21 protein-coding genes are annotated in these 23,497 nt (G+C 57.5%); 10 read left to right on the forward strand and 11 right to left on the reverse strand.

Going from position 1 to position 23,497, the window contains the following annotated elements:
- Positions 1–127: 127 nt before the first annotated feature.
- Both GC165_04165 and GC165_04170 read right to left on the reverse strand, forming a co-directional pair.
- A complete protein-coding gene (locus GC165_04165) occupies positions 128–892 on the reverse strand; it encodes a hypothetical protein (protein MBI1332057.1) in 765 nt (254 codons plus the stop codon).
- 142 nt (positions 893–1,034) lie between these two features.
- A complete protein-coding gene (locus GC165_04170; protein MBI1332058.1) occupies positions 1,035–1,382 on the reverse strand; it encodes a hypothetical protein in 348 nt (115 codons plus the stop codon).
- A gap of 197 nt (positions 1,383–1,579) precedes the next feature.
- Between GC165_04170 and GC165_04175 the strand changes: the two genes are divergently transcribed.
- Entirely contained in the window at positions 1,580–2,578 is a 999-nt protein-coding gene (locus GC165_04175; GenBank protein ID MBI1332059.1) for a substrate-binding domain-containing protein, read from the forward strand.
- Positions 2,579–2,608: 30 nt separating this feature from the next.
- The gene (locus tag GC165_04180; protein MBI1332060.1) at positions 2,609–3,205 is read left to right on the forward strand and encodes an isopentenyl-diphosphate Delta-isomerase; all 597 of its coding nucleotides are present in this window, start codon (positions 2,609–2,611) and stop codon (positions 3,203–3,205) included.
- On the opposite strand, the gene GC165_04185 is transcribed toward GC165_04180, so the two are convergent.
- Complete coding sequence (locus GC165_04185) at positions 3,202–3,639, reverse strand: hypothetical protein (protein ID MBI1332061.1); 438 nt, start codon at positions 3,637–3,639, stop codon at positions 3,202–3,204. The two genes, GC165_04180 and GC165_04185, sit on opposite strands and share 4 nt — an antisense overlap.
- 280 nt (positions 3,640–3,919) lie before the next feature.
- Positions 3,920–4,804 carry a hypothetical protein gene (locus GC165_04190; GenBank protein ID MBI1332062.1) on the reverse strand — a complete coding sequence of 295 codons (885 nt, stop codon included), beginning with the start codon at positions 4,802–4,804 and terminating at the stop codon, positions 3,920–3,922.
- A gap of 109 nt (positions 4,805–4,913) precedes the next feature.
- Between GC165_04190 and GC165_04195 the strand changes: the two genes are divergently transcribed.
- The 5 genes from GC165_04195 to GC165_04215 all read left to right on the forward strand — a co-directional run bounded on the left by GC165_04195 (position 4,914) and on the right by GC165_04215 (position 10,596).
- A complete protein-coding gene (locus GC165_04195) occupies positions 4,914–6,155 on the forward strand; it encodes a gfo/Idh/MocA family oxidoreductase (GenBank protein ID MBI1332063.1) in 1,242 nt (413 codons plus the stop codon).
- A 50-nt stretch (positions 6,156–6,205) separates the two neighbouring features.
- Positions 6,206–7,498, forward strand: coding sequence for an extracellular solute-binding protein (locus GC165_04200; protein ID MBI1332064.1), 1,293 nt, complete (start codon positions 6,206–6,208; stop codon positions 7,496–7,498).
- 98 nt (positions 7,499–7,596) lie between these two features.
- Complete coding sequence (locus GC165_04205) at positions 7,597–8,397, forward strand: ABC transporter permease subunit (protein ID MBI1332065.1); 801 nt, start codon at positions 7,597–7,599, stop codon at positions 8,395–8,397.
- The gene (locus GC165_04210; protein ID MBI1332066.1) at positions 8,394–9,227 is read left to right on the forward strand and encodes an ABC transporter permease subunit; all 834 of its coding nucleotides are present in this window, start codon (positions 8,394–8,396) and stop codon (positions 9,225–9,227) included. The genes GC165_04205 and GC165_04210 overlap by 4 nt, the downstream gene beginning before the upstream one ends.
- A 1-nt stretch (position 9,228) precedes the next feature.
- Complete coding sequence (locus GC165_04215; protein ID MBI1332067.1) at positions 9,229–10,596, forward strand: hypothetical protein; 1,368 nt, start codon at positions 9,229–9,231, stop codon at positions 10,594–10,596.
- Positions 10,597–10,803: 207 nt separating this feature from the next.
- On the opposite strand, the gene GC165_04220 is transcribed toward GC165_04215, so the two are convergent.
- Complete coding sequence (locus GC165_04220; protein ID MBI1332068.1) at positions 10,804–11,979, reverse strand: DUF3472 domain-containing protein; 1,176 nt, start codon at positions 11,977–11,979, stop codon at positions 10,804–10,806.
- Between the two features lie 165 nt (positions 11,980–12,144).
- On the opposite strand from GC165_04220, the gene GC165_04225 reads away from it, so the two are divergent.
- A complete protein-coding gene (locus GC165_04225; protein ID MBI1332069.1) occupies positions 12,145–12,654 on the forward strand; it encodes a hypothetical protein in 510 nt (169 codons plus the stop codon).
- A 46-nt stretch (positions 12,655–12,700) separates the two neighbouring features.
- Here the strand turns inward: GC165_04225 and GC165_04230 are convergent, their stop codons facing one another.
- The 5 genes from GC165_04230 to GC165_04250 form a co-directional block, all read right to left on the reverse strand.
- On the reverse strand, positions 12,701–15,364 hold the full coding sequence (locus tag GC165_04230; GenBank protein MBI1332070.1) for a hypothetical protein: 2,664 nt from the start codon (positions 15,362–15,364) through the stop codon (positions 12,701–12,703).
- A 91-nt stretch (positions 15,365–15,455) separates the two neighbouring features.
- Positions 15,456–16,613 carry a DnaJ domain-containing protein gene (locus tag GC165_04235; GenBank protein ID MBI1332071.1) on the reverse strand — a complete coding sequence of 386 codons (1,158 nt, stop codon included), beginning with the start codon at positions 16,611–16,613 and terminating at the stop codon, positions 15,456–15,458.
- Positions 16,614–16,723: 110 nt separating this feature from the next.
- The gene (locus GC165_04240; GenBank protein ID MBI1332072.1) at positions 16,724–17,467 is read right to left on the reverse strand and encodes a PEP-CTERM sorting domain-containing protein; all 744 of its coding nucleotides are present in this window, start codon (positions 17,465–17,467) and stop codon (positions 16,724–16,726) included.
- Positions 17,468–17,677: 210 nt separating this feature from the next.
- Positions 17,678–18,490 carry a PEP-CTERM sorting domain-containing protein gene (locus GC165_04245; GenBank protein MBI1332073.1) on the reverse strand — a complete coding sequence of 271 codons (813 nt, stop codon included), beginning with the start codon at positions 18,488–18,490 and terminating at the stop codon, positions 17,678–17,680.
- 166 nt (positions 18,491–18,656) lie between these two features.
- A complete protein-coding gene (locus GC165_04250; protein ID MBI1332074.1) occupies positions 18,657–20,003 on the reverse strand; it encodes a phosphomannomutase in 1,347 nt (448 codons plus the stop codon).
- A gap of 46 nt (positions 20,004–20,049) precedes the next feature.
- On the opposite strand from GC165_04250, the gene GC165_04255 reads away from it, so the two are divergent.
- Together GC165_04255 and GC165_04260 are read left to right on the forward strand one after the other, a co-directional pair.
- On the forward strand, positions 20,050–20,919 hold the full coding sequence (locus GC165_04255) for a deoxyribonuclease IV (GenBank protein ID MBI1332075.1): 870 nt from the start codon (positions 20,050–20,052) through the stop codon (positions 20,917–20,919).
- A 50-nt stretch (positions 20,920–20,969) separates the two neighbouring features.
- A complete protein-coding gene (locus GC165_04260; GenBank protein ID MBI1332076.1) occupies positions 20,970–21,815 on the forward strand; it encodes a hypothetical protein in 846 nt (281 codons plus the stop codon).
- A gap of 344 nt (positions 21,816–22,159) precedes the next feature.
- Here the strand turns inward: GC165_04260 and GC165_04265 are convergent, their stop codons facing one another.
- The gene (locus GC165_04265) at positions 22,160–23,353 is read right to left on the reverse strand and encodes an aminotransferase class I/II-fold pyridoxal phosphate-dependent enzyme (GenBank protein MBI1332077.1); all 1,194 of its coding nucleotides are present in this window, start codon (positions 23,351–23,353) and stop codon (positions 22,160–22,162) included.
- Positions 23,354–23,497 lie beyond the last annotated feature (144 nt).

The raw sequence follows: 23,497 nt of genomic DNA on the forward strand, positions 1-23,497 counted from the left end.
CGCTCCTCGGATTTTTATTGATTGACAAGCTTTCCAGGGTCTTCGCTTCGCTTCGACACCCTGGCTACCAGCTTCGACCCTCACGGGTCGTGTGTTCGCACGGAGAATATCCAGGGCTCAGTTTTGGCTACATCAGTTGGATGGAGCCGGATTCGCTTTGGGTTGCGCAGAGGTCGGGGAGGGTGTGCCACGAGTGGCGGATGTTGCGCATGAGGAGGGCACAATCGAGTTCGATGGAGCCAGGGGGAAACCGGACCGGGTCGTCGAAGTAGGTCGAATGTGCGTGTTCGATGCGAAGCGGCTCGACCACCCATTCGTGAGATTCGAGTTCGATGCCCTGGAAGCGTTGGTCGTCATTAGTGGCCGAGTAGCCAACCGCCCCCTGAAGGAAGAATTCTGACGCCGACTGGAGGTCGGGAAAGACGCTGGTCGAGCAAAAGTCAGTGTCGTAAGCAACAGTGAGGTCGATTTCGTGTTCGTCGTCTTGGCTTTCCACTTGGATGCGAATTGCGGTGTCGGATTCTTCGACATCGAAGCGACTTCGGTGGAAGAGGCCGGGAAAAACACGCCCACCAAGGGCTCGGTTCAGGGCCGAGTTGCTTTCGCGGCGAGGGATGTAGACGCCGGTCTTTGGCTCGCCGTCATGCTCCCATTCGACCGCGTACCGGAAGGCGGCGTTCTCGGATGTCGCGCCCAGCCAAAACGGCAAGAAGTTTGGTCTGAGCCCCTCGAAACGGATGAGGCAGACACCTCCGATGGCGTACCGGTGATAGAGGAGGGGGCGAAATCCTTTGGGCAATATCTCCTGGGCCACGATCGGATCGATCCTGTAATTGAGCAGGATTCTCCGCGCGATGGTTCCGGTTATTGTGTCCAGCAGGGCCATTCTCATCTATAGCTACGGTATTCCGGGCTGCCAAGTCGCGCGGAGTTGGCAAGTGTACGGGGATTGGGTTAGCTAACAGCCGCAAGCCACCAGCTTCTAGCTTCTAGCTTCTAGCTTCTAGCTTCTAAAGGATGCTTGTTAGCTGGGTTCAGTGCTTGCGGGAACCGAGGAGCATAATGATTCCGGCTATCATCGTTCCCACGCCAAAGTAGAGCGAGCCGGTCCCGCCGGAATTACGGGTTAGCGCGAGGACGATACCCTCAAAAATGAACGCAACGGCCATGAAGCGTGCGCTGGCGCGCCAGTCCCAATCCGAGTGGGAAAGGAAGGTCCAGGAGAGGAAGAAGAGGCTGACGACGGCCACCGCCATCGCGCCGAAGAGCGGCGTCTGGCCGGGGCCGAGATGGAGTCCGAGTGCGATCAGGAGGTAGGCCACGAACCCAACGATAGGCGTGGAAAGGAGAATCCAGACCGCGAAGACCTCTCTTCTTAACATTCGCTTTCTTTTGACTCGCTCCCTTTCGGATGGTTCCGTATGGATGGGGGAATTCATTCGGGCACCGACAATCTCCTACCTTCCATTGACGGCGATTCTGGTTCGATCTTTACGGCTAGGTCCAATTTCGTGGACTAAAGTATCCCGCTTTCGGCTCAGAGTGGTAAAACCAGAGAGTGCAACGTAGCTTACTTCTTATAGCGGTCCTCGCACTGTCGCTCATCGGCTGTAACAACGGCGGGTCGACGGACTCGACTTCGTCATCTTCGACAGCGACTTCTTCCAACGGTTCGACCGACTCCGGCAAGAAGTACAAGATCGCGTTTATTCCCAAGGGATCGACCCACGAGTTCTGGAAGACGATGCAGGCGGGCGCCGAAGAAGCGGCCGCGGCTAACAACGTCGAACTGCTGTGGAAGGCTCCTCTGAAGGAAGACGATAAGGCCGAGCAGGTGAAAGTCGTCGAGAACTTCACGGCGGAAAAGGTGGACGGAATGATCCTCGCACCACTGGACGACGAGGCGCTTCGAAGTCCGACGCAGGACGCGATCGACGCGGGCATCCCAGTCATCATCGTGGATAGCGGCCTGAAGGACGTGAAGACGGAGAGCTTCATCGCCACCGACAACGAGAAGGCTGGCTACATGGGCGGCCAACAGCTCGCCAAGGAACTGGGCGGTAAGGGCGACGTCATTATGCTTCGTTACGCGGTTGGCTCGGCCAGCACGATGGCCCGCGAAAAGGGCTTTTTGGACGCGGCGAAAGCTGGCGGTCTGAACGTCGTCAGCGAGAACCAGTACGGCGGCGCGACGCGAGAGTCGGCGCAGTCGGCTAGCGAGAACCTGCTTGCTCAGTTTAAGAAGGGCGACGGCCTGAATATTCAAGGCATCTTCTGCCCGAACGAATCGACCACCTTTGGCATGCTCCGCGCGCTTCAGAACGCCAAGCTTGCCGGTAAGGTGAAGTTCGTCGGCTTCGACTCGTCGAAGGAACTGCTGGACGCGATTCGGGTCGGACAGCTCGACGGTTTGGTTCTGCAGAACCCGGCGCTGATGGGCAAGTTGGCCATCGAGAACATGGTTAAGAAGCTCAAGGGTGGAACCCCTGAAGCTCGCATCGACACGGGCGCAACGATGGTCGACAAGACGAACATCGACAGCGACGACGTCAAAAAGATTCTGCCGAAGAGCCAGTAGACTGCGCTTTTTCTTTCTGCCCTCCAGCTTATTTGCTGGGGGGCTTTTTGTTTTGCTGTGTTACAATCGGCAGGAAGGGAGCCGGTGGAAAGTCTACAAGTCGTTAACGAAGCAGGTCAGACGGTCGGAACGATCGGCAAAACTGCTGCCCACCAATCCGGCGGAATCCTTCATCGTGCGGTGTCGGTTTTCGTGTTTGACGAGGCGGACAAGTTACTCCTGCAACGCCGAGCGGCCACCAAATACCACTTCGCCGAAATGTGGGCTAATAGTTGCTGTTCCCACCCGCTCGTCAACGAAACCCCGATGGCGGCGGCCAGGCGGGCGACCCGAAACGAGCTACGGATCGAACCATCGCTATCGGAAATCGGGACTGTGATCTATTCTGCTCACGACCCGATGTCTGACCTAACGGAGCAAGAGTACGACCATATCTTCGCCGGACAATGGAGCGGGCGGGTTAAGCCGAATCCATTGGAGGTCAATGGGATTCGCTGGGTCACAGCGAGCGACCTACGGGACGATTTGGAAAAGCATCCGGGACGGTTTGCTCCGTGGCTGTCCATCATTCTGCACGACGTGCTGGTCAAGGGCGGTGACAACCCTTTAGTCCGCTTTTGGGCTTAGGGATGGAAGTCTGGCTTGATCGGCGACGAGGCGTTGGCGTGGATGTTGTAGCCGCTCTCCTCGGCGTCGGTTAGCAGAAGCTGTCCGGCCTTGTCGGCGTCCTTTTGGTCAACAATGATGTCAACGTAGGAGCCTTCCTTCTTGGTCGTGGCTTTGATGCCTCGGGTTTCCAGGTAGTGGAGGGCCTTATCGAGGTCCTTTTCCTCCAAGGTCGCGATGACCTCGGTTTCGCCTCGGGGCTGCACCTTGGTCTCCAGCTTGCCCGCCTTCATCAGACCGGGCAGACTCTTGGCGGCTTCGGCCGTTTTCGAAGGAGGCAAGGGTTTGGTTGATTCGGGCACTCGAGTATCGCCGACCTTCGGCTCGGGCGGGGTGGGTTTTCCGCAACCGACGAGGAGGCTTGTGAGGAGAGCGATGGTTAGGAGGGGGCGCATGGGGATTTTAGGCTTCAGGATTTAGGGTTCAGGTGGGTTGGGTCGTCAATCCCTCGGTTCGTTCGTACCTAGCTCGGCGGAGACTTGTGGTTTGAGGAATTCTATTTGAGTCTTGGCTTCTATCCGCCTATTCATTCGTGCCTCTCTCACTCTCCACAACATTTCTGCCTTTGTAGCAGAAATGTTGTGGACCCTCCTTCGCCAAGGGATAGCTTGATTAGGCTTGAGGCTTCGGCAAGTCGGCTTCCCTTCGTATTAAAGGGAAGCCGATTGGTTGATCCTACTCGTTCTTTGCGCCGGCGTTGATCCACGCGGCGATGGTGGCGAGTTGGTCCTTGGTCAGCGGGTCGCCGCCTCGGGGCATCTTGGGTCGGGCACCCGAGACCGAGCGGTAGAGCGAGCTTCCCTCGGCGTTGCCAGGGGTGACCTTCTTCATGATGCTGTCGTACGACTCGACCGAAAGACCGGCCTTTGCACCCCGGTCGCTGTGGCAAGAAACGCAGGCATCGACAAGAATTTTCTTAACGTCGGCGAAGCTGGCGCTACCGGCGGCAGGAGCCGCTTCTTTCTTTGCACCCTCGGGTGCGGTGAAGGCGAAGTCCTTCGTATCGGCGGCGTCCTTGCTCGACGTGACCGTCGGTGCGAGGATCAGGTACTCGTCGTTCACGTATCCGCGCGGCAGGTTGGTCTTGGTGTCGAGGTAAATCGTGGCCTGTTTGTCGTTTTCGAGAGTCAGTTGGAATTCGTGAACGCTGACGCCGCGAATGGTTTTCACACTCTTGTCGACGTAACCTTTCACGCCCTTCAGGGCTTCGGCATTGAAGAAGGACGCGTAGGCCCATACGTCGACGTTCTTAGTTCGATCGAGGTTGGCCGGTCCTTCGGTGTAGGTGTTCTTGGCTTTGTCGAGAACCCAAACGGTTTTGCCATCGGAGACGGCGAGGGAAGACGGTGTTTCGATCTTGAACATGCCGTCCTTGCCATACTCCAGAGTCTCCTTTTCGACACTGCCACCGGCAATTTTTCGGACGGTGAGTTCGGCCTTGAGGGTCTTTGCATCGTGGAGAGTGGCGACGCTATCTTTCACTGCAGAAGGAGCGTCGGCCTGCGGTACAAGCGCAACCCCCAGCAATGCGGCAAGGGAAGTAAGAAGAATGGATTTCATGTCGGTTCAACCTTGAGTTTCTGACGTGTGTGATCCCCATATGTTTACAGGGTCCCACCAGTTTACAGATGAATGAGTACGGAAGTCCATATGCTACGATAAACCGTCCATGCAGACGAAGTTGACTTTCGTTCTTCTCGGCGCCGGAGCCAGAGGAACCATGTTCGCCGAAATCCTTGCCAACGACTACGCCCCAGGGACCTTGGTGGCCGTGGCTGAACCCAATCCCGAGCGACGGGCCAAGATCGCCGAGATGCACGGCATTCCTGCCGAGCGGCAATACGAGACGTGGGAAGCGCTTTTGGCGGAGCCAAAACTGGCGGATGTGGCGATCAATACGACCATGGACCGACACCACGTCGAGTCTTCCCTGCTTGCGCTGGGGCTCGGCTACCACATGCTTTTGGAGAAGCCGATGGCGAGCACGCTCGCTGACTGCGTAGCGATCGCCGACGCGGCGCGAAAGTCGGGGCGGATCGTGAGTATCTGCCACAGCCTGCGCTACAACGATGTGTATTCGGCGGTGCGGGACATTCTTGCCAGCGGACGGATCGGCGATATTGTGTCGGTGGACCAGTTGGAGGCGGTCGAGCATATCCACCAGTCGCATTCGTTTGTGCGAGGGAATTGGGGCAACGAGTCGCGCAGTGCGTTCATGTTGTTGGCCAAGAGTTGCCACGACATCGACATCCTTTTCGACCTGGTTCACGACGACTGCGTGAGGGTGGGATCGTTCGGGTCGCTGAAGTTCTTCACCAAGGCGTATGCACCCGAGGGGGCTCCTCTCCGGTGTTTGGACGGCTGTCCGGCCGAGGACGAGTGTCCATACCATGCGATGAAGGTCTATGGGGCCGAGAAGGGCTGGGGTCGATACATCGGTCTGCCGCGCGAGCCCGAGCTTTTGCGGCCAATTCTGATGGAAGGGCCGTACGGTAAGTGCGTGTTCCAGACGGATAACGACGTGGTGGACCACCAGGTGGTGACGATGGAGTTTGCCAAGGGCCAGACGGTGACCTTCACGATGACAGCGTTTACGCACTTTGGCGGGCGTCGATTGCGCATCCACGGCACCAAGGGGTACCTGGAGGCAGCAACGGAAACGCGGAAGATTTCCGTTCAGGAATTTTGGGGCGAGAAGGTGAGCGAGGAGATCGAGATTCCGGTTCGGGAAGGCGGCCACGGTGGGGCCGACCCGTTGGTGATCGGCACGCTGATTCGGGCCATCGAGAGCGGTGATCCTTCGTTGGTGACGACGAATACGGAGAACTCGCTTAAGAGCCATAAGATCGTGTTTGCGGCCGAGCGTGCGCGGCGCGAAGGGCGCGTGGTTAACCTCAGCGAACTGGATTAGCTTGCCCGGTCGGCGGAAGTCGGCTAGAATGCTATCGGCGGAAGCAACCCATGACGCGACTTACCTCTCTGCTCCTTCCCTTCGTCGCCGCCCTTCCCCTCCTCAGTTGCGGGCCGGACCCGTACGCGGGCAAGATCAAAATTCGGTACATGGCTTGGGGTAACCCCGAGCAGTTGGCTCTGGAGCAGAAGCTCTGCGATAAGTTCAACGAGGAAAACCCGGACGTCCACGTCGACTTTCTAAAAGTGCCAGGATCGGCATACGGGAACAAGTCGGTGGTGATGCTGGCCAGCGACACCGCGCCGGACGTGCTTCGGGTCGATCATTACAACTTTGCGAACCTGCAGAATAAGCGATTTTTTCTCGACCTGACGCCGTTTGCCGACAAGGACCCAACCTTCAACCGAAAGGACTTCTTTCCGCAGACTATCGACGAATGCACGGTCAACGGGCGACTGTATGGCCTGAATGTGCTCTTCGGCGGGAATGTCGTTTACTACAACAAGACGCTGATGCGCGAGGCGGGTTTGGAGGACCCGTACAAGCTGTGGCAGGAGCACCGGTGGACGTATGACGCCTTTGTACAGTACGCCCAGGCACTGACCAAAAAGGACGCGAGCGGACGATACGTGCAGTTTGGGACGACGATGCCGCCGTTCCCGCAATGGGTGCCGATGGTGTGGGGCTTCGGAGGTCGGATGATCGACGATGCACACAAGCATAGCTTGCTCGATCAACCGGAGGCGGAGGCGGGACTGCAGTTCGTGGCCGACCTGCGATACAAGTACATGTGCGCCCCAACCCCGGCGCAAGCGGCCAACTCGGCATTTTCTTTCGAGAGCGGCAAGATGGGCATGTACTTCGACTGGATGGGCATGACGCCCCGATTTCGAAACGTGGTGAAATCGTTTGAATGGGACGTGGTTCCGATTCCCTCCGGGCCGAAGTCGCACCAGACCACGGTGAAGGGCAACCAGATCGTGGTTCCTGCCAACTGCGCCCACCCCGAGATTGCCTGGCGGTTCATGCGTTTTTTGACTGGTCCTGAGGTCGAGAATCTGCTGTATGTGAAGAATCGCCGGTGCTTCCCGACTCGCAAGGCGGTGGCCTATAGCAAAGAGTTTTCGGACGGATCGTTGCCGCCGAGCCAAATTCACATCTTCATCGACGCGGTGGAAGATGGCCGACAACTGCCGATCGATGACCGGTGGGCCGAGTGGACACAGGCAATGAACGATCAGTTAGATCGTCTGTGGAACGGTACCGAGCGCGACGCCAAGGTTGCAGGCAAGCGGGCGGCGGATGCAGTGAACAAGGTGCTTTCGGAGGAGCCGGGTTGGTGAAACGACCCAAGAAGCGGTTGGTGGACCGCCAGGAGTTTTGGGGGTTCCTGTTCATTTCGCCGTGGCTGATCGGTTTTTTGATCTTCACGGCCGGGCCGATGCTGTCGTCGCTCGCGCTATCGCTGTACAAGTACGATTTGGCCGATGCGAAGTATGTTGGGTTTGAGAATTATCGGCGGCTGTTTGTGCAAGATCCGCTGTTTTGGAAGGCGCTGAAGAACACGTTCCTGTACACGTTCTTCACGGTTCCGCTCGGGGTATTGGGGTCGCTATTGATCGCCCTGCTGTTGAACCAGCAGGTGAAGGGGCTACGGATTTTTCGGACCCTTTTTTACCTGCCGTCGATGGTTCCGGCGGTGGCATCGGCGTTGCTATGGCAGTGGGTGTTTAACGCCGACAATGGGATTTTGAACCAGGTTTTGGGTTGGTTCGGACTGCCGAACATCGAGTGGCTCCAGAACGAAAAGTTCACGCTGTGGGCGTTCGTGCTGATGTCGCTGTGGGGCATCGGCGGGCAACGCATGATCATCTTTTTGGCGGGTTTGCAGGGCATCCCGGAGAGCTATTACGAGGCGGCGAAGCTCGACGGGGCGGGGACGTTCAAGCAGTTTCGGCACATCACCCTGCCGTCGCTTTCGCCGGTGATGTTCTTCAACCTGGTCTTAGGCTTGGTGGGAGCGTTTCAGGTCTTTACGAGTGCGTACATCATGACAAGCGGCGGGCCAAATAACGCGTCGCTGTTCTATTCGCTATACATCTTTCGCAACGCGTTTGAGTACTTCAAGATGGGCAAGGCGAGCGCGATGGCGTGGGTGCTATTCGTGATCCTGCTGACCTTTACGTTGATTCAGATGGCGCTATCGAAACGGTGGGTCCACTACGAAGGAGAACAGCGATGATCCAGCTTTACGGCAAGCGCTTCTTCGTCTATTTCATGCTCATCACGGGGGCGTCGATCTTCTCGATTCCTTTCCTGTGGACGATTTCGACGGCGCTGAAGTCGAGCGAGGAGTACGCCAAGGACCCGGCGCGGTTCATTCCCGCCCATCCCGACTTTTCGAACTTTGCCAAGGCGTGGACGGCGCTTCCCTTTCCGACCTTTGTGTGGAACACAATCCTGATCACTGTCATCTGTACCGTCGCGCAAGTTTTGACCGGGTCGCTGGTGGCCTACGGCTTTTCCCGGTTCAAGTTTCCGCTTCGCAACTTCCTCTTTCTCACCATGCTCGCGACGATGATGTTGCCGGGTCAGGTGACGCAGATTCCGGTGTTCCTGGTGTGGCGAAAGCTTCACGCTATCGACACGTTTTGGCCGCTGATCGTACCCGCGTTCTTTGGTGGCGGCGCGTTCAACATCTTCCTTTTGCGGCAGTTCTTTTTGACCGTGCCGAGGGAACTTGATGAGGCGGCGATGATCGACGGCGCGGGGTTCGTTCGCATCTGGTGGAGGATTCTGCTCCCGCTGTCAGGTCCGGCCATCGCGTCGGTGGCGCTGTTCTCGTTCCTCGGTCAATGGGACTCGTTCGAGAGTCCGCTGATCTATCTGAACTCGCCGGAGAAGTACACCGTGAGTATCGGATTACGCATGTTTCAGGACACGTTCGGAACGAATTTTGAGCAGGTCATGGCCGCCTCGCTGGTGCATATTTTGCCCACTATTCTGCTCTTCTTCCTTTGTCAGCGATACTTCTTGAAGGGCATTACGCTCAGCGGTATGGGAGGAAAGTAGCTTGGGTCACGTCATCGTATGCGGTCTTGGGCAGGTCGGATACCGAGTGACAACGCTCCTGCTTCGGATGGGCAAACCGGTGACGGTGGTCGCGCTGGCGGCGCGGTCCGAATTTGAGCGCGAGGTGGCCGAGCTTGGGGCTCGCGTGGTGGTGGGCGATGCTCGCGACCGCGTGGTGTTGGAGGAGTGCGACATCGGGTCCGCAGAGTCGCTGATTGCCTGTACGGACTCGGACTTGACAAATATCGAGATTTCGCTCGACGCTCAGGGTTCGAATCCTAACCTACGCGTCATCGCCCGGCTCTTCGACCAAACATTGGCGCGGAGGCTGGAGGAATCGGTGGGTATCCACCGAGCGCTAGCCATGTCGGTGCTGGCCGCGCCGAGCTTTGCGGCGACAGGCATCGGGTCGGACGTGATTGGAGCGTTCGACCATGGTGGCCGAACCTATTCCGTGCATTTGAGCGATGACGGGAAGGTCGACGTTCGACCGTCGCTCGACGTTCGGGTTCGGCAAAGCACCAAACCCCGTAAGCGATTTCGTATGCGTTCGCTTGTGCAGAACATCCCACCTCTGCTAACGCGCTTGCTGTTGGCGATCTTCGTCCTAATCGTGATCAGCACGACGGTTTTCGCGGCGGCGATGCACCTTTCAGTGATCGATGCGCTGTACTTTGTGATCACGACGTTGACCACGACCGGGTACGGCGACATCTCGGTGAAGGACCACGCGGTTTGGCTGAAGTTATATGCCTGCGCGATGATGTTGTTGGGCTCGGCAGCAGTGGCCACGCTTTATTCGATCATCACCGACTACCTGGTGTCGGCACGGTTCGATGAGATTTTCGGCCGCCAGCAGGTCTCGGAAAGCGAGCACATCATCGTCGTCGGGCTTGGCAACGTCGGCTTTCGCATTGCGGAAGCGCTGGACAAGATGGGCTATTCGGTGGTGGCGATCGATAACAATGCCAATGCGAAGTATCGGACTTTGCTTCCTCCCAGCATCGTGTTTGTAGCGGGCGACGGGCGCGACGACGAGACGCTTCGACGGGCGGGAATCGAGACGGCCACGTCGGTGATCTCGGCGACGCACGACGATGCCATCAACCTTTCGACATGCCTGATGGCAAAGGGCCTGAATCCATCGACGAAGGTCGTGGTGCGGCTGTTCGACGGCGGATTTGCCCGGAAAGTTGAGCGGGCGCTGGACGTGGACATGGCGCTAAGCGCCTCGCGCATCTCGGCTCCGGGCTTTGTCGGAGCGGCGATCGTGCCGGATTCCGTCTTCAGCTTTGTGACGCAGGACGAGTTTGTGTCGATCCTGCCGAAGGGCGATGGGTTTGAATTTGTCCATCGGAGATTGGTCTGAGCCACAAGAAGAGTTCGCTAGACCTGTTTGTTGCCGGTCAGGAGTTCCCATGTTCGGTCTTTCGACCGCACCACCCCCTCTGAAATCAAAGGGGTAGCTTGATCTGGTCGGTTAGCAAAGGGTTAAGGTGTAACGGATTCGATGGATAACACAGGGCACAATCGAATGGATCGTGTGACTCGTGTTCTCCATTCCTGTTCTCAGGCGTCAGCCTTTCGGGAAGTCGCGGGGCGGCTTGGTTCGCGAGGGTTTGCGGGTGAATAGGTCGCCGAACTTGACGCCATTTGAAACCGCGCCACCATTGCTGAGGAACCAGTGGTCGCCCACGGCTCCCGAAGCGTAGTCGAATCGGTCATTTTTGCCAGTGCCGTCGCAAGAGAACTGAGCCTGAAGCTGTTCATGCCATTTCTTGTCGGGTCCGGCGAGGAAGACCGGGCCGAACTCGGCTTTGCGTTGGAGGTTTCCATTGGAACCACCGAAGTTCTCGTTGAACGAGTAAAGGCCGTGCATGTAGGAGCCGTCTTTCGGGGCGCGGAACTTGGCGATGAGGCCCCACTTCTTTTTGTCGTTGAAGTAGTAATAACCGGTGTAGATAGTGGCGTCGCCCTGGGGTTCGGCGTGGACGAGGAAGCGGTGGACCTCGTTGGTCTTCCAGTTGTAGACGAGGTGGCTGTGCCCGCCCGTGCCTTCGTTGCCAAAGTCGCCGGCCACGACGCCGTCACCCTTGGCGAGGAGTCGGACGCGGTCATCGGAGCCGACCTTGTTGCGATCGACGGCTTCATTACCCGAGTCCCAAACCGAGAAGATGATACGGCGTTCGGTCGGAGAGTTGACCTGCATGCCGAAGTAGCCGCGGTGCCAGCCGCAGGCCTCGTAATAGGTGTATTTCGGGTCGGTCTTGGGTCGAACCTCATTGTAGAACCACTCCACCGGCTGGTCTTTCTCGGTGGGATATTTGAGGTGGACGCTGGCGCAGTTTCGGCGCTCCTTAAGGTTGAATCGCGCGCCCTCGGTGGCGGTTCCGGTGAGAGTGAGACCGGTGATGGTGCCGTAGTCCTCCGTGCCAAGGGCGAGCGCAGGCTTGAGCGTGATGGTACGATAACCAGCGTCCTTGATTTGGAACGTTGCGTGGCGATCGAGATTGATGGGTTTGGTGACGCCGTCGATTTGCAGAACGAACTGGGCATCGACGGAGTTGCCATCGATCTTGATATCGAGCGTGCCTGGTTTGAGGTCGCCGATCCAAACGAGGCTTTGCTTGGAATCCTTCCAGGGCCCGGCGCCGTTTTGGCTGATCGGAATGCCTTCGTCGTTGGGAGAGGAATATGCGGTGTAAGCGGGTACGACGAGCGGGGCAGCCAAAGCCAACGCAAATAAGACCATGACTTAAGTTTACTTTGACTCCTTCGATAATTTTGCTAGTTCGGATTCGCTGTGACCGAGTCATCTCTTGGTCGGAAACCCTTAGGCGCGGTCCTGGGCCACGTGACCCAGGACCGAATGGTCGTCGCTTGTGCAGGCGTCTCCCAGGTTTGTAAGGAGTTTCAGATGCCCGAAAAAAAGACCATCAAGAAAGCCCGTCAACTCAAACGGGAAGGTAAATCGCCATCCACTCAAGCCAGCGAATTTGTGAAAGAAGAGATCGAAAGGATTCGAAACGGCAAGCATGGTACGCGATCGGCCAAGCAAGCAATCGCGATCGGCCTGTCGAGAGCTCGACGCGCGGGAGTTGAGCTACCGGCACCCAAGAAAGGCAAGTATTCGGAAGATGTCCGCGAAAAAGCCCAAAGAGATCTTGCTAAAGGCAAGAAAGATCCAGACGCGAAACCATCTTCGACCCGCAGTCGCGCTGTCACGGAAGCTCTGAAAAATGAGGGACAGCAGTCCGTCTCACATCGCGCGCTCTCTCGCCACGCAAAGTCAGTAGCAAAGAAACGCACAGCTAAGGAACGGTCCGAGATCGCCAAGCGAGCTGCAGCCAGCCGCACGCCTGAAGAACGGTCGGAATCGGCGAGGAAAGCGGCCAGGACACGCAAACGAATTCAGGCTCGAAGATAGCCTAGCTTGGACTCCGAGGCTGCTACTCGGAGTCCAAGTCTTGAGCTTATGGCGTGACGATTTCCGGTTCGGGAAAGCCCAAACCTTCGATCTGCTTAAGAATTTCTGCTTTGTCTCCTACCAAGACAATCATCGCCTTCGAGCGTTGAATGTACTTGCGCGCAATTTCATTCAAGCGGCTGTCGGACAGGTTCGAAAGCTTGGCGATCTTTCCGTCGATATCCTGAAGCGTGATTCCGGTGCTGAGGCCCGACGTTCCCACACCCGTGATGCTTCCAAGGGTCGAGAAGTCGGTGATGACATCGGTGCGCATGATCTCGCCCGCTTTTTTGGCTTCGACGGCGTCGATGTCGCCCTTCTCCAACCGGCCGATTTCCTTCAGAAATTCCTTGAGCGACGCGCCGGTGACATCGGCACGAACCGAAGACACCATCGTGAACCAACTGAGGTACGGATCGACGCCGAGGCGGGAGCCTGCGCCGTACGTATAGCCCTTATCCTCGCGCAGATTCTGGTTCAGGCGGCTGGTGAAGCTTCCGCCGCTGACCACGCGGACGGCATCGAGATCGAGGAAGTCCGGGTCCTTGTCGGTGACGGCTGGGAATAGGAAGTTGATGACGGTCTGAACGGCGTTGGGGCGGTCAACGATGATCAGGCGGCTCTTTTGGGTCGGGATTGGCGGGATGGTGAAGGAGGTTTCACCGGTCGATGTTCCCAGCTTCAATTGACCGAGCGGCGCTAGAGCCGAGACGGCGGCTTGGTCGTCCCAGCCAGCAGCGGCGAAGAGAGTTGGCTTGATTCCTTCCACCTTTTTCGCCATGGCAAGGACGTCTTCGTACGTAATCGACTTGACGCTTTCAAGGGTGCCATCGATCGGCTTCGCGTAGGGGTGGTCCTTGCCGAGGAATTCCCGGCGGCCAACCTTGTCCATGACGACGCGGGGATTATCGTTTTCCTGCTCCAGTTGGGCAGTCAGTTCGTCCTTGTATTGCTCGAAGTCGTCCTTGGAGATGGTCGGAGCGGTGAGCACGCCGCCGAACAATTCGAGGGCCTTGCCCGCATTGGATGTCGGCGATTGGAGGCTGAAGGTGGTGTCTCGGTAACCAGTGCTGGCGTTGATCGATGCTCCGAGGAGGTCGAGTTGGGCCGCGAAAGCCGCGCTCTGCATCTTCATCGCGCCGCGACTCATCAGTTCGGTCGTCATTGCGATCAGGCCGAGCTTGGGTTCGCCGATCGTTCCGAGATCGTAGTGAGCGCGAACCGAGAACATCGGTACACCTGGGCGGCTCCAATAAGCCACGGCCTGCGAGCCAATCTTGAGGTTGTGCGGCTTCGGCGTAGAGAAGGCTTCGGGGGCGTCGATAGTCGGTCGCTCATCTCGAGGGTTCTTTGCCTGCTCGGCCGTTTCGGGCACGACGCGAAGGGTAAGGCGGTTGGCCTTCAGGTATTTCTGAACGGCGGCTTTCACTGAGGCGGGCGTTGCGGCGCGGAAGGCGTCGATCTCGCGCTGGAAGGAGTCCGGGTCGCCATAGTAGAACTCGTACTCGTTCATCTTGTCCGCCTTTTGGTCGATGCTTTGGAGCGTGTTGGCGACGGACGACTCCTCTTTGGCCACGATTCGCTTCAGTTCATTGGCGGTTGGTCCAGTTTTGGCCAGGTCGTCGATAACCTTTTCGATGGCTTTTTCCAGGTCGTCCTGGCTCTTGCCGTTGGCGAGGGTGGCGTCGATGTAGAAGAGCGAGCCGAGGTACCGGTCCTCGACAAAGGCCGAGACGTCGCTGGCGAGGCCGAGCTTGTTCACAAGCTCATCCTGAAGGCGGCTGGCGAGGCCATCGCCGAGCACACTGGCGGCGATATTCATTTCCACGTCACCCGGTTTGGTCTCGGGAGGAGTGTGCCACACGAGGATCGACTTCGCAGCGGAAACCTGGTCGACCATCGTCAGCTTTTCGCTGGGGAAGGTGAACGGCTGGACCAACTTGCGGGGGACGTCGTTGGCGCGAGGGAGGGTGCCGAAAAGCTGATTGATGAGCGGCTTGATCTTCGCGGGATCGAAGTCACCAGCTACCACCAGCGAGGCATTGTTGGGTACGTAGAAGGTGGAGAAGAAGTTCTGGACATCCTGCACCGACGCGGCAGACAGGTCCTCGTGGGAGCCGATGACTGACGTCGAATACGGATGGCCTTTGGGGAACATGAGGCCATTGATGGCCTCGTACGCCTTGCCGTACGGCGTGTTTTCGGTGTTTTGGCGGCGCTCATTCTTGACGACATCGCGCTGGAGGTCGAGCTTCTTTTGGGTCATCGCCTTACCGAGGTCCTCTAGACGGTCGGCGTCGAGCCAGATGAGGGTGGGAAGAAGGTTCGACGGGCCGAACGAATAGTAGTTGGTGCGATCCTCGGCGGTGGAGGCGTTGTTCTGTCCTCCCGCCTGCTCCATGATTTGGTCGAATTGGCCGGTGGGAACCCGGTTCGTGCCCATGAACATCAGGTGCTCGAACAGGTGGGCGAAGCCGCTTCGGCGATCTGGCTCGTCCTTCGATCCGACATAAAACCAGGTGTTGATCGTCGCGACCGGGAGAGTCTTGTCGACGGTGAGGATGACCTTCATGCCGTTGGGAAGGACGTACTTTTCGTACGGGACTTTGATGGCCGTATCCCCTCCGGTGGCGAGGATCGAATACAAGGCGGCAGTGGCCAGTAAGGACATATCTCCTAGTTTACGGAATTTGGTACTTGGGGAGTTTCGTGAACCGGTAACAGTGAACCGAGAACCGCAAGCCGTTTACAGCGCTACTTCCCTAACTAGCTTTGGCGGTGACTTCGAAAAGGCGGACGATGCGATCTTGGCCGCTGACCGCGAGCTTCGTTCCATCGGCGCTGAACGCGACGCAACTAATCGGTCGGCTGGACACTTCCAATCGGACGTTTCCGATACCTTTCGCCGCATTCCACAGACCAATGGTGCCGTCGCGGGAGGCGGAAGCGAAAAGCCAGCCATTGGGGTGGAAGGCGATGGATTCGATGGGGCGGCCGTGGCCATATAGCATCTTGACCAATTCGCCAGTGTCAAGGTTGAACACGCGGATGCTGAGGTCGACACCGGCAACCGCGAGGTATCGATTGTCGGTGCTGAAGGCGATAGCGGTGACCACCGAGCGAATCTTATCGATGCTTCTAAGCCACTTGCCGCTACGGGCTTCGCGGATGGCGACTTTGGCGTTGGCGGTGCCGGAAGCGAGAAATCGGCCATCGGGGCTGAAGGCAACCGCAGTCACGCTGGCGTCCTCGGTGCGGAGCGAGAATCGCGCGGAGCCAGTGGTGGAATCGCACACGCGAAGATGGTGGTGAATGGAGCCAGAAGCGACGGCGTTCCCGTCGCCAGAGATGGCCAGACAGCTCACCCACTCCTCGTGGACGCCTTTCCAAGTCGTTACTTGATCGTTTTCGAGGCACCAAACGTTGACCTGACTGTCGCTGCTTCCGGCAGCGACCACGCGGTCTTCGGCGAAGGCTTTGAGGGTGGAAATGTTGCCCGATTCGAGCTTGGTCTGGCGGGATCGCTGGCCGCCGTCGTTCCACCAAATGACCTCGTTATCGAAACCAACCGAGATGAGTGCGCCGGAGTCCGGCGCGAAGGATACGGCGTAGACCGGCGTCTTGTGGCCATACAGGCGGCGCATCAGTTTGATGCGAACCGGATTCTTTGGCGAGTGCTTTTGGACGGTTTCGCGGACCGCGCCGGCGAGGATGGCGTCGTACTCTTCCCTCCGAGCTTGGTCGATGAGGGTTTCGAACGCCTCATTGATGCGCGCCATGTCTTCATGAGCGTCGGGGGAATCGCTCACATCGGGGTGGTGCTTTTGGGCAAGCCGACGATAGGCCTTGCGAATCGTTTCCGAATCGGCAGAGGACCCAACACCTAGAACTTCGTAATGGGTTGGCGCACTGGTGGTCAAAGTAAACCGATCAATTCAGATCTAAGGCTCGATTATGGCAAAAATTGAGTCCAAAAAGAAAGCCCGGGCCTATGGCCCGGGCTCTGCACTTGGGTCGAAATCCAGTACTTTTACTTGCTGGATCGGCGGCGTCGGAGCATTCCGAGCGCGCCAAGTCCGAGGACGGCGAGCGATGCCGGTTCCGGAACCGGAGCCGAGACGTCGTTGCCGTTGAAGCGGATGACCATGTTGTCGGATGGGTTACTCGAGCTGAAGAACCGAGCGTCAGTCGAATCGATGATGCCGTTGTCGTCGTTGTCGCGGTAGAAGCCAGCCGGGCTCGTACCGACCGTCGGCAGAACCGTGGTCGTGAAGGCAGCGCGGACAGTGCTGATGCGAGCGCCGGTGAAGCCATCGTAGAAGCCCATCGTCCAGCCCATCGTGGATGCGCCAGCCGGAAGTGCGATCGGTGTGCCCAGAGCGCCACCGGTGATCGCATAGGCCGCATTACCGGTGGTGGTGATGGCACCAAACGCGTAAAAAGCCGTGCCAGCCAGCGTACCATTGACACTGGTCGGAGCGACTGCGCTCGGATTGTAGCTCGAAAAGACGTCGATCTTGGCGACCAGTTGGCCGCTGGCGAACGACTGAGCGCCGAGGACAAACAGGCCGAAGTCGATGCTCGTGATTTCGAAGTGATCGGTGGGGTTTGCCGTTGGAGCGATGGCGGTAGCGCCATCACCCATCAGATACCCGGGGTTAGAAGTGCTCGTTGTGTAGCTTGCGACTCCCGACATACAGTCATAGATGACCGTCGCGTTCGCAAATGCCGCAGTGACCGCCAACGCAGTCAGCGAAATAATCAGTTTTTTCAATTGTTTAGCCCTCCAATTAGCTTTAGGGGATAGCCCATGAACCCCCAGACTAAAAAGACAATGGTAAGTATAACAAACTTCTTTAAGTTTGCTTATTTGAATGTTGTTTCTAGCAATTTTGCTTGCCGTATTTCCACTACATTAGGGGACAACCTAACGCAAAAATGGGTAACCGACCGGTTACCCATTTTCATCGTCTTTGCGAGCGGACTAAGCCTTACGTCGCTTTCGAGCCGCGAGGCCCGCGAGGCCAAGGCCGATCACGGCCAACGAAGCGGGTTCCGGAACCGGATCAGCGGTTCGCAGTTCGTCGCCAAAGTTGGCAATCGGGGTGCCATTGAAGTTGTAGTCTGTCGCGCCGGCAGGATTGTCGACCAAGTTGCTTCCAAAGTTATCGGAGCTGAAGAAGCTGTCTGGGCTGGAGCCGACCGTAGGAGGGTCAAAAAGGCCTTGACCAAGATTGCCGAGATCAGCCGTACTGATACCAGTAGCGGCAACATCGGAAAAGTCGTCCCAACTCACGCCCATGTACACTTTGCCAGAGGTAGGAATTGTGAACAGCGGCGTGGCACTGTCGTAGCTCCACAGATTTACAAACCCTGCACTCAGTGTCAGTGGTACAAAACGAACGGCGCCAAGAAGAGTACCGGGTGCGCCAGAGCTACCATCCCAGAATGCGACCGTCGGCGACGCCGTTGAATCCGTCGAATTGAAGTTCACCGAACTGAACGTGAAGCCCATGACATCTCGTCCGGCTTCGGAGCCGAGAACCGTAAGATCGTCTGCATCCATCCATGTGGAGGGAATACCGGCCGTTCCAATGTCAGCGGCGCCCCAAGCGAGACCGTATCCCGTGAAGTTAGTGACGTTCGAGTAGGCCGTAACCGACTCGGTGGGGTTGGAGTTGGGGACGGTTGCCTTTTGCCCAACCTGACCCGCCCAGATGCTGGTGGCAGTGCCGAACTGCGCGAACGCCCCTGCCGATGCGGCGCTAAGCGCCAATAATGCAAGTGTTTTCTTCATTTTGAATTGCCCTTCAAACAGAAATCCAACGGCCCTAGGTGAGCCGAAGATAGAGGTACTGTACGATGTTTCTTAACACCTTAATATTAAAATATTATAAGAAACTGATCTTCAGGCAATTTTACTGGGTTACTTTTCGATATATTTCGCCTTCCAAAACCGTTACTTAGCCGCGAATAATGGCCAACAACTCGGCAGTTTTTGCCTTCATGAGGGCTTCGTCGCCACGGGTTTCTACATTGAGCCGGATCACTGGTTCGGTATTCGAGCCGCGCAGATTGAAGCGCCATTCGGGATAGGAAATCGACAGGCCGTCGATGCGGTCGATCTCTCCGCCCTCGGCGTAAAGTTCCTCGACCTTCTTGAGAACTGCGGGTACGTCAGCGACCTTGGAGTTCACTTCGCCGGAGCAAGGATAGTTACGAACCATCTCGCCCACAAGGTCACCCAGCGAGCGTCCGGTTTCGGACACGAGCTTGGCGATGTGCAAGAACGGGATCATGCCGCTGTCGCAGTACCAGTGCTGCTTGAAATAGTGGTGGGCGCTCATCTCACCGCCGTAAGTGGCGTCCTCGGCACGCATCTTCTCTTTAATGAAGGCGTGACCGCTCTTGCAGATGACGGCGCGGCCACCCAGCTTTTCGACGATGTCGAGCGTGTTCCACATGAGGCGCGGATCGTACACGATCGTGTGGTTGGGGTCGCTCTGTAGGATCGACTGGGCAAGGAGGCCAACGATGTAGTAACCCTCGATGAAATTGCCCTTCTCATCGAAGAAGAAGCACCGGTCGTAGTCACCATCCCAGGCAACGCCGAAATCGAATCCGCCCTTCTTCAGCTCTTTCTCGGTATCGGCGCGAGACTCTTCGAGGATCGGGTTCGGAACGCCGTTCGGGAAGTTGCCATCAGGCTCGAACAGCCGCCGCGTGACGTCGAGGGGAAGGTGGGGCAATAGCTTTTCGAGGGCGACGCCAGCGGCGCCGTTGCCCACGTCGCACAGAACCTTCAACGGCTTCAGCGCGGAGCCCGGGACGATGTTCAGCAAGTGCTGGACGAAGTCATCGTAAACGTCCTTGTCCTCCCGCGTGCCGGTGCCGGTGCGCTCCCATTTTTCTTCGTGGGCGCGGCGCTCGATGTCGTTCAGACCCGTGTCGGAGGAGACCGGTCGGCTCTCCTGCCGCACCATCTTGAGGCCGTTGTACTCGGGCGGATTGTGGCTGGCAGTGATCATACATCCGCCATCGTAGCCATAGAACGCGGTTGCAAAGTAGACCATTTCGGTTCCGACCATACCAAGGTGGACGACGTCCACACCGGCATCGTTGAGGCCACGAGCGAAGGCGTCGTAAAGGTCAGGGCCAGAAAGCCGAATATCGTATCCGATGCAGACTTTTTTGGAGTCAAGCTCATCCGCATAGGCTCGGCCGACTTTGTAGGCCAAATCCGGGTTTAACTCGGAGGGGACGATGCCTCGAACATCGTACGCCTTGAATGCGGGAAAATACTTGCCCATAATTGCCTAACGTTTTACCGCATCGCCGGGGCCGGATTCCCTCGGAATGGGTCTGCCGAACCTTCATAATGGGGGAATGATCGCAAAACTCGTCGGCGCGCACATGCCAATCAAGAAAGGCCTCGGGAACGCTGTTCGCGAAGGCAAGGCTATCGGCTGTACAGCCATCCAGGTTTTCACGAAGAGCCCTCAGCTTTGGAAGGCGAAGCCGATCGAGGACGACATGGTGGCCGATTACCGAGCTGCGTGCGAGGAAACGGGAATTAACGAGGTGGTGTGCCACGATTCGTACCTGATCAACATGGCGGCGGCGGGCGAGGAACTGCGGGCGAAGTCGGTGCAGGGGCTGACGGACGAGATGAACCGGTGCGCGCAGTACGGGATTCGCTATTTGAATTCGCACATGGGCGCGCACGTGGGGCAGGGCGTGGAGGAAGGGATTCGGCTGTTGATCGAGGGGGCCAAGCAGGCTTTGGCCGACTCGGATCCGTCGGTGATGCTCCTCATGGAGACGACAGCGGCAACTGGCTCGTCGCTCGGTGCGACATTCGAGCAGTTGCGTGCGGTACTGGACGGACTGCATGGCGACAAGAGAGTAGCGGTCTGCGTCGATACGTGCCACATCTTTGCCGCGGGTTACGACATTCGCACGCGAGAGACGTTCGAGGCGACGTTCGCCAAGTTTGAGGATGTCGTCGGGTTCGACCGACTGAAGGCGGTGCACTGCAATGATTCGGTCGGCGCGCTAGGGAGCAAGAAGGACCGCCATGCTCACATCGGCGAGGGGGAGATTGGCGAGGAAGGGTTCCGGCTGTTGGTCAACGATCCGCGGTTCGAGAATATTCCGATCCTGCTGGAGACACCAATCGAGGATCATGGGCACGAGCGGGATTTGGCGAAACTGAAGAGTTTTTAGTCGGCTGCCAGGTGTCGCCATTTCCCTTCCGAGGCTGGTAGGGTTAAGGCATGGGATTCTTGCAAAAGCTGCTCGGCGAAAAGGCCCCTGATTGGGCTCAGCCGATCAGTATGGCCCTCTACCAGGAGTTCCAGGGCCAAGTTCACGAGTACTTTGCGGCGCACAGAATTCGCGTTCGCTTCGAGTGGGATCAGGGAGGGGCGACAGACCCGGCCACCGGCTATCAGTACGGTTTCCATAATCTCATCCGCTTCTGGCGAGAGGCTCCGCCGAAGGATCGGAAGGCGGTTTTGCAAGGCTTTCTCGGCAATATCTTTAAGCAGCTTCAGGACCTCAGCAAGCCCATCGACGAGCAACTAGACCAACTGATGCTTCGCCTTTACGATCGAGAGGCCATGCCAAATGTCGGCGGCATGCAGTGCATTTCCGTCGGACAGAACCTCGTCGCCGCCCTCGTCATCAATAGCGACCAGTCTCTGAAGTCGGTATCAAAATCCCTTTTGGAGAAGGCTTCGCGGCCCGCCCAAGACTACTTTGACATCGCGAAGGAAAATCTGTGGAAGCAAACGAGCCCGATGATCGAACGGCAGAATTCGCCGCTCGGACCATCGACTCTCATCCTGGCTCAGTTCTTTGGAGCCGCGCAGATCGTCTTACTGGATCGCTACACCGAAGCAGGCGAAACATATTGGGTGGCTGCACCCAATCGCGACTCGCTTCTGCTGTTAAAGCCAACCAACCCTAGTCGCGAGAGTCTTTTGAGCCTCTTGCGGATGGTAACCAAGATGAGCCAGGATTCGCCGGGAATCTACATCTTGCCTTATGTTCTGGAGTACAAAGACGGCGTGTTTCGAGATTTGTGTAGGAAGGTCCGCGATTCGATCGAGATTGCATAGACCTATGGCTCATGCTCTTTCGACGCCAACCGAATTAAGATTTATGAAGGTCGGGGGTCGACCAGATGTTTGAGATGTGGTCCGGTCGGCTACGATGAGAACCAGGGAGCTGAGGAACATCACGCAGAGAATGGTCAAGCTTTTCGTAGTCCGCTTGTTCGGGTGCGTCAGTAGCTCGGCACCCATCGCAAGGCAAGCGACAATTCCTATCGCGCCAAGAATTATGCCCGGACTCACGCCCACCACGTGCATCTTTTCCCATCATACATCGCCGAGATTGAGAGCGCGGCAAGTGAATTCTGGTTGGATCACCACTTCCAGTCGTACAACCAGATGTTTCCGATTTAGCCCGCTTTTCGCTGAGCTTGTGGGATGATCCGCTCCGCTATCTCCACAATCTTGTTGGCCAGCGCGACGCTATCCGGCTCGACGCCGATCGAGAATCGGACGAAGCCGGTGCTGAGGCCCATACGGTCGCGCTCCTCTTCGGGTATTTCTGAGGAAGTGCTACAAGCGGGCATCGAGAAGAGCGTTTGAACGAAGCCGAGCGACACGGCGAGATGGCCGATGTCCTGCCGCTTCATCTCCTGCATGAACCGGTCGGCGGCTTCACGCGAGCCGCAATCGAGGGTGAATACACCCCCGAATCCGTATTTGCTTTCGGCCATCGAGGCAAAGCGTCGATGGTCGGGATGGGATTCCAGACCGGGATAGACGGCTGCGTAGCCTCGATCCTGCAGAGCCGTTGTGACGGCCAGCGCGTTGGCCGAGTGCTGAATCATCCGGATCGGCAAGGTCTGCATATTCTTGCGAATCGACGCCGATACTTGGGCATCCATCGTCGGTCCCAGAAGCATCGAGGTTCCGTTATTGACATCGAGCATCCCGGCGATGATCTCATTCGAAGCGCAGACCGCTCCACCCAGGTGGTCCCCCATACCATTCACATATTTCGTGAGACTATGAACCACCACATGCGCCCCCAGGGCGCCGGGACGGACGATCATCGGGGCAAACGTATTGTCCACGATGAGCGTGATACCGTGTAGGTTGGCGATCTTGGCCAGCCCGCGAATATCGGGAGCTGCCAGCAAGGGATTGCTGAGCGTCTCGCAATACAAAACCTTGGTGGCGGCCGATACCGTTCGCGCCACTTCGTTCAGGTCGTTCATGTTGACGAAATGGGTTTTGACTCCGAACTTGGGCAGAAGATTGCCCATCAGGGCATAGGTTCCACCGTAAACGGTTCGACTGGCGACGACCTCGTCGCCCGCTTCGCAAAGGTGCATGAGGATGCAAGCAATGGCGCTCATGCCGGTGGCAGTGACGCAGGCAGCTTCGGTGCCCTCCATTTCGGCGAGGGCCTCGGCGAGAAGTTGGTTTGATGGGCTGAGATGGCGGCCGTAAAGGAACCGTCCGGGAATGCCGGTTTCGAACATTTCCGTCATCTCGGCACCGGTCTCAAACTCGTACATGGCCGAATCTGAGATCGGGGGGTTGACGTGGCCCAGTCCGAAATCTTGAAAGTTACGATTCATAGTCTCTCCGACGATTTATTATCGCAGTTATTAGTCATTCTTCCAATTCTTTGAAATTTCAGGAATGCAGAATTGCTGTATTGACTAATTTTCTTAGTTAATGGCCGATGAATATTTGCCAGTCCGCTTCTTTCCTACGTTTGA

It is taken from the genome of Armatimonadota bacterium (assembly GCA_016125185.1).
Taxonomy (GTDB): domain Bacteria; phylum Armatimonadota; class Fimbriimonadia; order Fimbriimonadales; family Fimbriimonadaceae; genus Fimbriimonas.